Annotated in this window: 12 protein-coding genes; 5 read left to right on the plus strand and 7 right to left on the minus strand. The window is 53.5% G+C overall.

All coding sequences use genetic code 11. From position 1 onward, the window contains the following. Window positions 1-29 precede the first annotated feature (29 nt). Genes treZ through Q4E93_RS28330 form a run of 3 tightly spaced genes read left to right on the plus strand, consistent with a single transcriptional unit; the run spans window position 30 to window position 5,048 of the window. The gene (gene treZ, locus Q4E93_RS28320; protein ID WP_303591127.1) at window positions 30-1,844 is read left to right on the plus strand and encodes a malto-oligosyltrehalose trehalohydrolase; all 1,815 of its coding nucleotides are present in this window, start codon (window positions 30-32) and stop codon (window positions 1,842-1,844) included. Further along, the gene (treY, locus tag Q4E93_RS28325; RefSeq protein WP_303591129.1) at window positions 1,841-4,423 is read left to right on the plus strand and encodes a malto-oligosyltrehalose synthase; all 2,583 of its coding nucleotides are present in this window, start codon (window positions 1,841-1,843) and stop codon (window positions 4,421-4,423) included. Before treZ ends, treY begins: the two co-directional genes overlap by 4 nt. A gap of 19 nt (window positions 4,424-4,442) precedes the next feature. Continuing rightward, window positions 4,443-5,048, plus strand: a complete 606-nt coding sequence (locus tag Q4E93_RS28330) for a 2,3-bisphosphoglycerate-dependent phosphoglycerate mutase (protein ID WP_303591131.1) — start codon at window positions 4,443-4,445, stop codon at window positions 5,046-5,048. Here Q4E93_RS28330 and bshC read toward each other — a convergent pair. The 4 genes from bshC to rimO form a co-directional block, all read right to left on the minus strand. Beyond that, the gene (gene bshC / locus Q4E93_RS28335) at window positions 5,039-6,640 is read right to left on the minus strand and encodes a bacillithiol biosynthesis cysteine-adding enzyme BshC (protein WP_303591133.1); all 1,602 of its coding nucleotides are present in this window, start codon (window positions 6,638-6,640) and stop codon (window positions 5,039-5,041) included. The two genes, Q4E93_RS28330 and bshC, sit on opposite strands and share 10 nt — an antisense overlap. Window positions 6,641-6,711: 71 nt before the next feature. Continuing rightward, window positions 6,712-7,713, minus strand: a complete 1,002-nt coding sequence (locus Q4E93_RS28340) for a 4-hydroxyproline epimerase (RefSeq protein WP_303591135.1) — start codon at window positions 7,711-7,713, stop codon at window positions 6,712-6,714. 21 nt (window positions 7,714-7,734) lie between these two features. Then, window positions 7,735-9,216, minus strand: coding sequence for an aldehyde dehydrogenase (NADP(+)) (locus Q4E93_RS28345; protein WP_303591137.1), 1,482 nt, complete (start codon window positions 9,214-9,216; stop codon window positions 7,735-7,737). Between the two features lie 80 nt (window positions 9,217-9,296). Further along, window positions 9,297-10,622 (minus strand): 30S ribosomal protein S12 methylthiotransferase RimO, encoded by a 1,326-nt coding sequence (rimO, locus tag Q4E93_RS28350; protein ID WP_303591139.1) that lies wholly within the window; start codon window positions 10,620-10,622, stop codon window positions 9,297-9,299. Window positions 10,623-10,677: 55 nt separating this feature from the next. On the opposite strand from rimO, the gene nhaA reads away from it, so the two are divergent. Continuing rightward, on the plus strand, window positions 10,678-11,847 hold the full coding sequence (gene nhaA, locus Q4E93_RS28355) for a Na+/H+ antiporter NhaA (RefSeq protein WP_303591141.1): 1,170 nt from the start codon (window positions 10,678-10,680) through the stop codon (window positions 11,845-11,847). Between the two features lie 93 nt (window positions 11,848-11,940). Next, the gene (locus Q4E93_RS28360; RefSeq protein ID WP_303591143.1) at window positions 11,941-12,423 is read left to right on the plus strand and encodes a hypothetical protein; all 483 of its coding nucleotides are present in this window, start codon (window positions 11,941-11,943) and stop codon (window positions 12,421-12,423) included. Between the two features lie 48 nt (window positions 12,424-12,471). Here Q4E93_RS28360 and ftsY read toward each other — a convergent pair whose 3' ends face one another. From ftsY to rpmG, 3 genes are all read right to left on the minus strand, one after another. Continuing rightward, complete coding sequence (ftsY, locus tag Q4E93_RS28365) at window positions 12,472-13,440, minus strand: signal recognition particle-docking protein FtsY (protein WP_303591145.1); 969 nt, start codon at window positions 13,438-13,440, stop codon at window positions 12,472-12,474. A 90-nt stretch (window positions 13,441-13,530) separates the two neighbouring features. Continuing rightward, entirely contained in the window at window positions 13,531-13,704 is a 174-nt protein-coding gene (locus tag Q4E93_RS28370) for a DUF4295 family protein (RefSeq protein WP_303591147.1), read from the minus strand. A 2-nt stretch (window positions 13,705-13,706) separates the two neighbouring features. Further along, on the minus strand, window positions 13,707-13,889 hold the full coding sequence (rpmG, locus tag Q4E93_RS28375) for a 50S ribosomal protein L33 (RefSeq protein WP_303591149.1): 183 nt from the start codon (window positions 13,887-13,889) through the stop codon (window positions 13,707-13,709). Window positions 13,890-13,911 lie beyond the last annotated feature (22 nt).

Consider the following 13,911-nt stretch of genomic DNA (forward strand, 5'->3'; position numbering starts at 1 on the left):
GGCATCTGTTTTGACCTATCTCCCTCATCGTGAATATTACCTTACAAAAGATCGGCGCCTGGTATGATCCCGCCGGCAGCAGCTTCATCGTCTGGGCTCCGGCATGTAAAAAAGTAGAACTGATCCTGGAATCGCCGCCGCCCACTGCCCACCCCATGATGCCGGATGGCGTGGGCTACTGGCGGATCACGCTGCCCGTCCCGGCCGGTACGCCTTATCGGTTCCGTTTAAACGAAGAGAACAGTTACCCGGATCCCGCCTCCTTCCATCAGCCGCAAGGCGTTCATGAACCATCGGTGCTTGTCAGCCGGACGGACCCGTCCGCTGGGGACGAAGACTGGAAAGGCATTCCACTGAGCAATATGATCATATATGAGTTGCATACCGGCTGCTTTTCAGATACCCACGATTTCGACGGCATCATCCGGCGACTGGACTACCTTGATGAACTGGGCATCAATACCATCGAGCTGATGCCCATGGGACAATGCCCCGGACAGCGCAACTGGGGGTATGACGGAGTGGCTCCCTTTGCCATCCAGCATTCCTATGGGGGCATCAGGGGCTTTCAGCGCCTGGTAAAAGCAGCCCACGCCAAAGGCATAGCCGTGCTGGTCGATGTGGTCTATAATCACCTGGGCCCCGAAGGCAATTATCTCCCCTTCTACGGCCCCTATTTCTCCGAACGCTATCGTACTCCCTGGGGCAGTCCCCTGAATTTCGATGGCCCCTGGTCCGATGGCGTACGGAATTTCTTCCTGCAGAACGCCCGCATGTGGCTGGAAGACTACCAGGTCGACGGCCTTCGCCTGGATGCCGTACACGCAATATATGATTTCAGCGCCTGTCATTTTATGCAGGAGCTCAAAGACCTGGCCCTGGACATCGAAACAAGGACCGGCAGGAAAAAAATTCTCATCGCCGAGATAGACCTTAATGATCCCCGCTATATCAATTCTGTGGAAAAAGGAGGCTACGGACTGGATGGCCAATGGGTCGACGAGTTCCACCACGCACTGCGCGTGCTGCTGACAGGCGAGCGCAATGCCTATTATGAAGACTTTGGCGATATCACCCACCTGGAAAAAGCATTTCGCCATACCTATGTATACAATGGCATCTACTCTCAACACCGTAAAAAAACCTTCGGAGGTTACGCTGACCAGCATCCCTTTAGCCAGTTCGTCGTCTTTTCGCAGAACCATGACCAGGTGGGCAACCGGCCCATGGGTGACAGGCTGACGCATAATGTAAGCTTTGAACAACTCAAGCTGGCCGCTGCCACCGTGCTGTTATCCCCTTACGTTCCCCTCCTCTTCATGGGAGAAGAATATGGAGAGAAAAACCCTTTTCAGTTCTTTACGGATTTCTCGGACCCTGCCCTGATAGAGGCAGTCAGGGCAGGCCGCAAAAAGGAGTTCCCCGCCTTCGCAGAGGGTCTTGTACCGCCGGACCCGCAATCCGAAGAAACATTTCTTCGCAGCAACCTGTCCTGGCATTTCCGGGAAGGCCAGGGTGCCACGCTCCTGGCATACTATCGCCACCTGATCCGGCTGCGAAAGACACGCCCCGCCCTCCAGGGCATGACCAGAGAGGAATTTCACCTCTATCCCCTGGAAGGACAAACACTGTCGTTCGAAAGAAAGATCCTTACCGACCAGGTCTATGTCTGGCTTCATTTCGGCGACAGTCCCGCAATAATACACAACCCTACCGGATGCGCCTTACGCAAAATATTCGATTCCGCCGCCGCTGCATGGTGCGGACCCGGCGAAAAGATCAATAACGGGAAGATTGAACTACAGCCCTATTCAGCAGTTGTCTACGAAAAAATTATCTCATGACCCCACCCGCTTCGACATACCGGATCCAATTACACGAAGGATTTAATTTCCGACAATTAGAAGGTATAATTCCATATTTACATGATATAGGGATATCCTGCATCTACGCCTCCCCCATTACCCGGGCCATCAAAGGCAGCCAGCACGGCTATGACGTCACCGACCCGCAGGTCATCAGCCCGGAGATCGGCACCGAAGAAGAGCTGGCACAGATCACCGCACTTCTAAAAAAATATGAAATGACGTGGGTACAGGACATAGTACCCAATCATATGGCTTATGAAAGCACCAACGCCTGGGTAAGGGATGTCTTGGAAAAAGGGAAAGCATCCCCTTACTATTCTTTTTTCGACCTCGAGCCTGGCTCCTCCACCCTGCTGGGAAATAAAATAATGGTTCCCTTTCTGGGGAGCACCCTCACCGAATGCCTGCAGAAAAAAGAGCTCAGGCTGGATTTCACGGGTGAAAGGTTTGTTCTCCGCTATTATCAGCAGGAATACCCGGTAGCCATTTCCTCCTATCAGTGGATCTGCACCGTGCGTCCGGGATGCCCTCCTTCCCTGCTGAAAGCGATCGATGCGCTGGAACAGGAGCCTTGTCACCATGGCGACGACCCCAATCCGGCTGCCGCCTTTCCCGCGCCAGCCGATCTGCCGATGAGCTTCGATGAGGAATCGCTCGCATTCATTCACGCACAGGTGGCCTTTTTCAACGGGCATGCTTCCCTGCTGAAGGAACTGATGGACCTCCAGCACTATGTACTGACCCACGCCCACCTGGCAGCTACGTTTATTAATTACAGGCGCTTCTTCACGGTCAATAGCCTTATCTGTCTGCGCATGGAAGATGAACACGTCTTTGATACGTATCACCGGCAGCTCCGCTGCTGGTACGATAAAGGATATATACAGGGCCTTCGCGTGGATCATATCGACGGGCTTGCCGCACCGGACCAATACATACGCCGGTTGAGACAGACATTCGGCAATGACTGTTACATCGTCGCGGAAAAGATCCTGGCGGCGGAAGAACAGGTTCCGGCCGCCTGGCAGCTCCAGGGAACCACTGGCTACGATTTCCTTGCAGCCGCCGGCGCCCTCTTCACGGATCCCGACGGGTTTCATCAGATAATAAGTTTCTACCGGGAGAACATCGTCGCGGACATGCCGGCATACGGAACGCTGGCGTTTGAAAAAAAACGCCATTTCCTCCTTACCTACATGGGTGGAGAGCTGGATAACCTGGTGCGGCGCGCCGGCGTCGCGGAGGCAAATAAAGACAGGTTCAGGAACGCTCTTGCCATTTTTATGTCCTCGTTTCCCGTTTACCGGCTGTACCCTGACACCGGCGGGGATCCCAACTTGCCCGACCTTTCTGCTCCGCTCGAGGCCGTACCTGAAAATGATCGCCCGCTGCTGCAAGCCGCCCTTGCCAACGGCAGCTTCCTGGCCCGCCTCATGCAGTTCACCGGCCCGCTGGCAGCCAAAGGCATCGAAGACACCCTGTTTTATGTGTACGATCCGCTCATCGCCCGGAATGAAGTTGGGGACTCCCCGGACGTAATAAGCCTGAGTCCTGCAGCTTTCCACCAAAAGATGGCCCTCCGTCAGAAGACATGGCCTCACTCCATGAACGCAGGCACCACCCATGACACTAAAAGAGGGGAGGACAGCCGGATCCGGCTCTGCTGGCTCAGCTCCACACCTGATGAATGGATCGCAGCCGTCACCAAATGGCAGGAGATCAACAAACCCGGCATACAACCCAATGATGAATATTTTATTTATCAATCTCTGTTGGGTGGGATTCCGCCGGACCTGGTCATTACGGACGTATTCCGGCAGCGCTTTCATGGCATGCTTACCAAGGCCTTGCGGGAAGCGGGGACTGTCACCCGCTGGGATGCCCCTGACGAGTCCTATGAAAAAAAATGCCATGCCTTCCTGGATGCCATCCTGGACACGGAATCTCGCTTCATGGAAGACTTCATTCCCTTTGCCTATAAATGTATGCATGAGAGCGCCCGCTTTGCGATCGCCCAGCTTTTGCTGAGGCTGACCGCTCCCGGCGTTCCCGACATCTACCAGGGCGCTGATGGCTGGGAGCTAAGCTTCGTCGACCCCGATAATCGTCGCCCGGTGGACTATGACCTTCGCCGTCAAATGCTGAAAGATATACAGGAACATGAACAAAAAGGGAACGAAGCTGTCCTTGATTACGTGAATGCACGCCAAACCAGCGGAGCGGCCAAACTTTACACGATCTATAGAACGCTGGCCTGGCGCAGCCGCCATCGTTCCGTCTTCGAAAAGGGTGCTTACATTCCCGTGGATATTGCAGGCCCCCATCTTGCCTACATCCGCCGCCACCAGGAGGATTGGGTACTGGTCATCGTTCCGCTGATCCGGATGGCGGCGGCTCATGCAGACGTCCTGTCTGTCCTGCTCCCGGGTGATGCACCTGTCACCTGGACAGATACATTCACAGGCGCCACTTTTCAAACTTCCGGCAACCATCTCGTCCTCGACAGCCTCCTGGAAAAATATCCCGTGGCAATGCTTACGGGGAGCAATACTTGATTCATTACCTTTACAGCCTATGCCACTATTAGCCATCGTTCGCCATGGGCAATCCGTCTGGAACCTGGAGAATCGCTTCACCGGGGAAACGGATGTAGACCTCACGCCCCTGGGCCGGCAGGAAGCAATTACCGCTGGTAAAAAGCTGGCGCATATCCCGTTCACATGCTGCTTTACCTCCATCCTGAAAAGGGCGATCGAAACACTTGACCTGATATTGCAGCAAATCCATGGGAAGGATCTGCCGGTCATACGGGATAAAGCGCTCGATGAACGCAACTACGGACAGCTGCAGGGCCTTGACAAGGCTGCAACAGCGGAAAAATATGGCGAAGAGCAGGTGGCGCTCTGGCGCCGCAGCTACTCTGTTCGCCCTCCCGGAGGAGAAAGTTTGAAAGACACCGCCGCCCGGGTCATCCCCTACTATACGGGAAACATCGAACCGCATCTGAAAAAAGGAGAGAATATATTGATCGTCGCGCATGGCAATAGCCTTCGCGCCCTTATGATGCACCTGGAACACATCGGAGAAGATACCATTGCCACAGTGGATCTGCCCACCGGGACACCCAGGCTATATACATTCGATGAAAAGCTACAGCTGCAAAATGTCGTCTATCTGTGACCTTCGGTCAGCACGACGAATTCCTGCTCCAATGTCGGCGAATGCTGATAAATTGCTTTGATAAACAAGGGCCCCCTGGAAGCAAACCAGGGCATGAAATTCTCAATCCGCTCCTGCAGCCCATTCCCTGGAAATAAAGCCGTCCGCAAAGCATGGATCTGCCGCTGCCGGTCGCTAAACTTTCTTTTTTCTGCCTTCAGCAATTTCTTCTCCAACTCCTTCAAAGGATGCAACGCCTTTGCCTGCAGTGCCTCCACATGCTGCACCAGCGTGGGGTCTACGGGTCGGGCGCGATCCTTCAGGGCGCCGTAGTACTTTTCCGCTTCCACGATCTCCTTTTCCATGCTCACCTTTTGCTGCGCCTCCCGTTTTACCAGCTCATTCAGCAGAACTTCCTCCGAATGAAAAAGATCTTTTATTTGCAGCCCCGCATTGGCCGTCCGCTCGGCCCACAACGATTCCACCAGTAAAAAAGAGTTTCGCAGGATCAACAGGGGAAATGGTCTCCCATAATGTTGGAAGAGCGCCTTCAGCTCCAGCCAGTACGCGGTTTCTCCACCCCCTCCGATGAACGCGATGTTCGGCAGGATGGTCTCCTGGTAAAGTCCCCGCAGGATCACATTCGGGCTGAACCGTTCCGGACTGCGGTGTAGCTCCTCCCGTATTGCCTCGGGAGAGAACCTCAGATCCGAATCATGTACCTTGAAGACATCTCCCACCCGTTCTATCCTCCCTCGGAGATCCCCTTCCAGGTAAAAAAGGTTAATGGGACGGGGATTGGCCTGCACCTTATATTGCGCCGGCATCCGCCCAATGGTTTCCTCAACGATCTTACAAGGCGCCTGCTGGAAAAGGTCGTCCTCAAAAACAGGGATCATCAGCCGCTTGAGACTGGCCCTGTCCGGGATAAGCACCACCAGTCCGTATTCCGCAAAAAGCCAGTGCAGGAGCCGGAAAGTGGCTGTTTGTATGTCGGGGCTTTTCAGATAAAAGGCTTTTACTTTTTCCATCAGCCCGCTCCCAAATGGCTGAACAGACAACTCGCCTTCCACCCTGCTCAAGATCTGTTCCAGTCCCTTCGTTTTCATCCGGCCCACAGCCCCCTTCTGCTGGGTACCCCATTCCAGCTTCTCTCCATTGAGATGAATATTGCCCAGCTCCTCCAGGTCGGCGTCCTCACTGCCCATGTAAAAGACAGGCACGACATGAACATCGGGCCACTCCCGTTTCAGCCGGTCCGCCAGCTTGATAATGTGGACGATCTTGTAGATGAAATAAAGAGGACCCGTAAAGATGGCAGGCTGATGAGCCGTTACTACCGTGAATGTATTTTCCTCCAGCAGCCGGTCGATATTTGCGGTCACCAACGGCGAAGCTTCCACAGCCTGGTATTGTTCCCGCAGCGCCTCCACCAGCGTCTTCCTGTCTACCGGCGCTTTCTTTCGCGCCTCCAGCGACGCCCGCATGCCTTCCATGCTGACAGGATGTTCATAAAAAGAGGACAGCGCAGCGGCTCCGCCCAGATATTCGGTAATGATCTTCGAAAAATAACCTGTCTGCTGGTATGGCAAATGATGCGGGTTCCACTCCATAAAAGTAAAAATAGGGATATCAGGCGAATTCCTGGTCACCGGACACCACAACAGACAAGTCAGTGGTTTGTTTACAACACCTGAAACCCATACGCATACGGATCATCTTCGGGATCAATGGTAATGGTATTGTACCCATACACCTTTGCCCAACCCTCGATGCTGGGTACGATCGCCGGCCTCCCCGCCACCGTCGTAGCCTTCTCCACCCTTCCGGTAAAGCTGCTGCCGATGATGCTTTCATGAATAAACCGGTCCCCCTCCTTCAATTTGCCTTTGGCAAACCACTGGGCCATCCGGGCCGAAGTACCCGTCCCGCAAGGACTGCGATCGATCGCCTTGTCTCCATAAAATACTGCATTACGCGCCGTAGCTCCCGGGTCAATGGTCGCTCCGGCCCAGAGGATATGCGTGCAGGTATGGATGGTGGGATTTTCGGGGTGCACGAACTGATGGGCCTCGTTGATCCGCTTTCGCATGATCCTGCTCCAGCTAATTAATTGATCAGCAGTATAATGTTCTAATCCTTTGAAATTTTCCTGAAGGTCGACGATCGCGTAAAAGTTCCCGCCATACGAGACATCCACCCGCAATGCGCCAAGATCCGGACATTCCACCGCCACATTTTCCGCAGCCAGGTAAGCAGGGACATTTGTCAGCTTGACAGACCTCACCTTCCCCCCCTCCTGCGTGTATTCGATCAATACCAATCCCGCCGGCGCTTCCATCCGGACAAATCCGGGTTGCCTGGGTTGAATAAGCCCTTCTTCCAACGCAATGGTGATCGTCCCGATAGTCCCGTGCCCGCACATGGGCAGGCAGCCGCTGGTCTCTATGAACAGGACAGCCACATCGTTCATCGGATCATGGGGCGGATAAAGAATGCTGCCGCTCATCATGTCATGGCCCCGTGGCTCAAACATCAATCCCTTACGTATCCAGTCATATTCTCTTAAAAAATGCTGCCGTTTCTCACTCATATTCCGGCCCTCCAGTACGGGGCCCCCACCAGCTACCAGCCGCACAGGGTTGCCGCAGGTATGCGCATCGATGCAGAAAAAAGTCTTCTTCATGTAAGTCTGATAAAAGTTGGTTTAGGCAAGCGCTCCGTTGCTCAGCTGATCGTTCACCATTCTCCAGATGCCCAGCGGATTGCCATTCTTCACCGCATCCGGCAGCAAATCGTCCTCCCAGTTCTGGAAGCTCAGCGGACGGACCCAACGCTTGATCCCGTCAGCTCCCACCGAAGTAAAGCGGCTGTCCGTAGTCGCGGGGAATGGACCTCCATGCTGCATGGACAAGGCCACCCGGACACCCGTAGGAACACCGTTGTGGATCAGCCGTCCGCAGATGTCCTGTACCAGGTCCACCAACTCCGTATGCTCCTTGATATCTTTTGCGGTAGCCATCATGGTGCAGGTAAGTTGTCCTTCCAGGTGGGTGGCCACTGCCAGTAATTCTGCTGCATCGGCACAACGGATGACCAGAGAATAAGGCCCGAACACTTCCTGGTGCAACAAGGGATTGGAAAAGAACGCCTTTGCCGTAGCCGATGCGATGGTAGGCACGCCCTGCTCCTGCTGTGGCTGCATTTCCGACACGGACACGGTCTCTACCTCTTGCTGTTGCAGCGCCGCCTTCCGTTTCTCTCCATATGCTTTGGCGATGCCGGCATGCAGCATCGTCCCAGGCGCTGTTTTAGCGATGGCCGCTCCCAGCTCTTTAATAAAGACCTGCAGGTCCTCGTTATCGATGCCCACGATCAGGCCGGGATTGGTACAGAATTGTCCCGTCCCCAGCGTGATAGAGCCGGCGCAAAGAGCGGCGGTCTCCTTAGCCGATTGTTTCAGCTTACCAGGCAAAAGAAAAATTGGATTGATGCTTCCCATCTCGGCAAATACCGGGATCGGCGCCTTACGCTGGTTGGCCCAGTCAAATAAGGCCTTACCCCCGCCATAAGATCCCGTAAATCCTACCGCGCGTGTATGCGGATGCGTGACAAGGGCCTTGCCCGTTTCAAAGCTGGCCCCGTGTACATGAGCAAACACACCTTTAGGCATGCCACATTTTTCAACGGCCCTCAAAATGGCGCCCGCCACCAGCTCCGAAGTGCGGGAGTGCGCAGGATGCGCTTTTACCACGACAGGACAGCCTGCGGCAAGAGCCGAAGCCGTATCTCCTCCCGCCGTCGAATAAGCGAAGGGGAAATTGCTGGCGCCAAATACGACGACAGGCCCCAACGGCACCTGCATCTTACGGATATCGGGATCGCCTTTCTCCGGATTAGCCGTATCGATCCTCGCCTCCAGCCAATGTCCCGCCTCACAGGCAGCCGCATAGCTCGTCAGCTGAAAGATCGTCCTTGCCCGCTCATTCTTTACCCTTGCTTCCGGCAAATGCGTCTCTTCCATCACCGTATGTATCAGCTCATCGCCTATGGCCTCCATTTCCACCCCAATGGTCCGCATGAGATCGGCACGTTGCTTCAGGGTGGTCTTCCGGAATTGCATAAAAGCCTTCCAGGCTTCCTGCATCACCTGGTCTATTTCCTGTTCAGTAGCATCTTTGAATGGCATGATAAAGTTTTAATCGTTGGCAAATCTATACGTTCTATGAGCAGCGCCCATAGCATCAATTAATCAGTTCTTTACAGATTTTAACTCTTCTCAGGTGCGTCTACCACCTCTCCTTCCAGATCATAATCGTAAGCCTTCGTGATCTTCACATATACAAATTCCCCGATGGGCAGTTTCTCCTTGCTGTGTATGATCACCTCGTTGTCCACTTCCACCGAATCGAACTCCGTCCGGCCCAGCCATCTGCCCGCCTCTTTCTTATCGATCAATGTCCTGAACACTTGTCCCACCTTCTCCTGGTTCTTCTCGAACGAGATCTCCTGCTGCACTTCCATGATCTCCTCTGCCCTGCGTTGTTTCTCCGCCGCCGGAATATCATCGGCCAGCCCATGAGCGGACGTCCCTTCCTCATGCGAATAGGTGAAGATCCCTACCCTGTCAAAACGATGCTCCTGCAGGAAGCCTTTCAGTTCCTCCACATCCTCCAGCGTCTCTCCGGGGAAGCCAGTGATCAGGGTCGTACGCAGGCAGATGCCTGGCACCCTTTCCCTGATAGTATGAATGAGGTCGGTCATTTCCGCCCGCGTGATCTGCCGGCGCATGGCCTTCAGCATCGGATCGCTGGCATGCTGCAATGGCATATCCAGGTATTTGCAGATATTGTCCCTTTCACGCATCACATCTAACACCTCCAGCGGGAACTTGGAGGGGTAGGCATAATGTAAACGTATCCACTCGAGGCCTTTTACATCCGCAAGCCTATGTAATAGCTCCGGTAACATCCGCTGCTTATAAATATCCAGCCCGTAATAGGTCAGCTCCTGGGCAATGAGCAGTATTTCCCGGACCCCTTTCCGTACCAGGCCTTCCGCCTCCTTCACCAGCTCCTCGATCGGCCGGCTGATATGCCCGCCACGCATCAGCGGGATGGCGCAAAATGCGCAGGTGCGGTTACAGCCCTCCGAGATCTTAAGATAGGCATAGTGCCTGGGTGTCGCCAGCAATCTTTCGCCCAGCAGCTCCGCCTTATAGTCTGCCTCGAATTGCTTCAGCATCAGGGGCAGCTCCATGGTTCCAAACCAGGCATCCACTTCAGGGATCTCTTTTTCCAGGTCTTCCCGGTAACGGTGGCTAAGACAACCGGTCACATACACCTTATCCAGGTTGCCGCCTTTCTTCAGGGCCACCTGGTCCAGGATCGTATTGATGGATTCTTCTTTCGCCTTGTCGATAAACCCGCAGGTATTCACCACTACGATGTTATGATCCTTCTTACCGCTTTCATGCACCACATCGATGTCGTTGGCCCGCAACTGCCCGCTCAGCACCTCACTGTCTACCATGTTCTTGCTGCAACCTAATGTGATGATATTGACCTTATCCTTCTTTAATGTTCTTGTCTTCATAATTGAGGGCACAAAGGTACCAACAATTGGGGTATCGTTGCTAAATTTGGAAGATATGGCCACTTCCCCTCTGACAAAACTGTTCAAGGAGTTTTTTGATAGCGAAAAAGCCGGTGGCCTGATCCTGGTCGGCTGCACGGCAGCGTCGATCCTGCTGACAAACACCGCCGCGGGCGATGCCTGGCTTCATTTCTGGCATGCCCGGCTGGACCTGTCCTTCGCAGGGATCGCTCTCGATCATACCATCGAACATTGGGTCAACGACGGTCTCATGGCTATATTTTTCCTCCTGGTAGGACTGGAAATTGAGCGGGAACTGTATATAGGCGAGCTGGCCGACCTGAAAAACGCCCTGTTGCCAGTCTTTGCAGCCGTAGGCGGCATGCTGATACCCGCCGGCATTCACTTCCTTTTCAATCACGGAACACCGACCCAGGGCGGTTTCGGGATCCCGATGGCCACGGACATCGCCTTTGCCCTTGGCGTGCTCTCGCTGCTGGGGAACAGGGTCCCGGCTTCGGTCAAGATCTTCCTGACAGCCCTGGCTATCATCGATGACCTGGGTGCTATCCTCGTGATCGCCTTCTTTTACACGAAGTCCCTTTCCCTCACCTGGCTGGCCCTGTCCATCGGCATCTTCCTGCTCTTATTGGTCCTTAATAGATTAAAAGTCAATAAGCTGGTGTTCTATGTCATTCCGGGTATCATCATGTGGTACTGCATGCTGCGATCGGGCATTCATGCCACCCTCAGCGGAGTATTGCTGGCCTTTGCCATACCTTTCAGGAAGGCCCCTTCCGTCAACCCTTCGGAGATCCTGCAGCATGCGCTGCATAAACCTGTGGCCTATATTATCCTCCCGCTCTTTGCCCTGGCCAACACGGGCATCCTCCTCGCCTCCGGCTGGACTGCCAGCCTATCCAGCCCCAATAGCCTGGGCATCATCGCAGGTCTGATCCTGGGCAAGCCCACGGGCATTCTGTTGTGCTGCTGGCTGGCTATCCGCACCCGGCTCTGCCGCCTGCCTGCAGACATGCAATGGTCCCATCTCGCAGGGGTAGGTGTGCTGGCTGGCGTCGGCTTTACCATGTCCATTTTTATAGCCAACCTCGCCTTTGGGCAGGTGACAACCATCGAATTCTCCAAGATCGCCGTCCTGACGGCATCCCTTCTGGCCAGCATCCTGGGGTTCGCTTTGCTCCGTCTTTATCAGATTAAGAAATAGATTTATTTGTATGTGTCTAAATATCTACCCATATAGGCAGAAGAATGAAACTTGGCACAGTTTTTCCATATTTTTGCACAAAATGAACAAATTATGAGAAAAGCCCTATTCGCATTTTCAGCACTGGCACTATTCACCATCAGCAGATCTTCAGCCCAGTCAATGGGTAGCGACTATCAGACAGCAGTGGGCGTTAAGTTCTGGCCCGGCGCCATCACAGTCAAACACTTCATTAAGGATAACACTGCCCTGGAAGGTCTGGCGAGTTTCTGGGACCATGGCTTCCGTTTCACCGGTCTGTATGAGATCCATGGAGACATCAATGGTGCACCCGGTCTGAAATGGTATGTAGGTCCCGGCGCCCATCTGGGGTGGTATAATGGCAACTGGCATCATGGAGATTATTACTACAGAGACGGCGGATTTTCCCTGGGTATCGACGGAGTATTAGGATTGGATTATAAGATCAATGGCGCCCCTATTGCCCTTAGCCTGGATATCAATCCATTTTTAGAGTTAGCTAACCACACCTATGTTGACGTTTGGGGCGGACTGGGTGTCAGATATACCTTTTAAGAAATAAAAAGACCCGCCTGAGCGGGTCTTTTCATTTAAACTTTTTATTTAAGCAGGCCTTTCCAAATTAAATAAGCTGTCCACAAATTCATGTTTGTCGAAGACCAGCAGGTCCTCCATTTTCTCTCCTACTCCAATGAACTTTACAGGGATCTTGAACTGGTTGGCGATGGCCAGCACCACTCCTCCTTTTGCCGTCCCATCCAATTTCGTGATGGCCAGGGCTGATACTTCTGTCGCGGCGGTAAATTGACGGGCTTGTTCCAATGCATTCTGACCAGTGCTGCCGTCCAGCACGAGCAACACTTCATGGGGGGCATCCGGCATGATCTTTTTAACCACCCTGCTGATCTTGCTGAGCTCTTCCATCAGATACGCTTTATTGTGGAGCCTCCCGGCCGTATCGATGATCACCACATCCGCTCCACGGGCCACCCCGCTCTGAACGGTATCAAAAGCCACCGCCCCCGGATCCGACCCCATGCCCTGCTTCACAATGGGTACGCCTACGCGCTCGCTCCAGATGGTCAGCTGGTCCACAGCCGCCGCCCGGAAAGTATCTGCCGCGCCCAGCAGCACCGACTTACCGGCTTTCTTAAAGTTGTATGCCAGCTTGCCGATGGTCGTCGTTTTACCTACCCCGTTCACCCCCACCACTAAAATGACATGGGGCTTATGTCCGGAAGGGACCGTGAAGTCCCGGTAGGACTGCTCGGGGGCATCCACCAGCATCGCTTCGATCTCCTCCTGTAATATCTTATTCAACTCGCCCGTACCAAGATATTTATCCTTCGCCACCCTCTTTTCGATCTGCCTGATGATCGCCACCGTAGTGTCAATGCCGACGTCCGCACTCACCAACGCATCCTCCAGGTTATCCAGCACTTCCTCATCCACCGTGCTCTTCCCCGCAATCGCCTTGGTCAATTTAGACAGGAAGCCTTCCTTGGTCTTCTGCAGCCCCTGGTCTAAACTTTCTTTTTCTTTCTTGCCGAATAGCTTATCGAGAAATCCCATATGCTGATATTATGGATTAAATATACTTAACAAACAAAAAGCCGTCCCCACCGAGAGACAGCTTTTATAGATCTTACTAAACCCGATAATTTACTTTTGTGCCAGGAATTCCTTGATCTTGTCCTTATGCACGATGGCTTCCTTGAAGGTATAAGCCCCGGATTTAGGACTGCGCACGGCGCGGATCACTTTCGTCCAGTTCTTGGCCTCGGCAGCAGCCTTGGCATCCTTGGTCTTGATAGCGGTTTTTGCAGCTTTTGCCATGATTATTTAATTTCTTTATGAACAGTTACTTTCTTTAAAATAGGATTGTACTTTTTCAACTCCAGGCGTTCCGGAGTGTTTTTCTTGTTCTTCGTGCTGATATACCGGCTGGTACCAGGCTTACCGCTGTTCTTATGTTCGGTACATTCGAGGATCACCTGGACCCTGCTGCCTTTCTTTGCCATAATTTGGACTTTTTAGAAATAA

The sequence above is a fragment of the Flavitalea plasmicola genome, from assembly GCF_030546645.1.
Lineage (GTDB): Bacteria > Bacteroidota > Bacteroidia > Chitinophagales > Chitinophagaceae > Puia.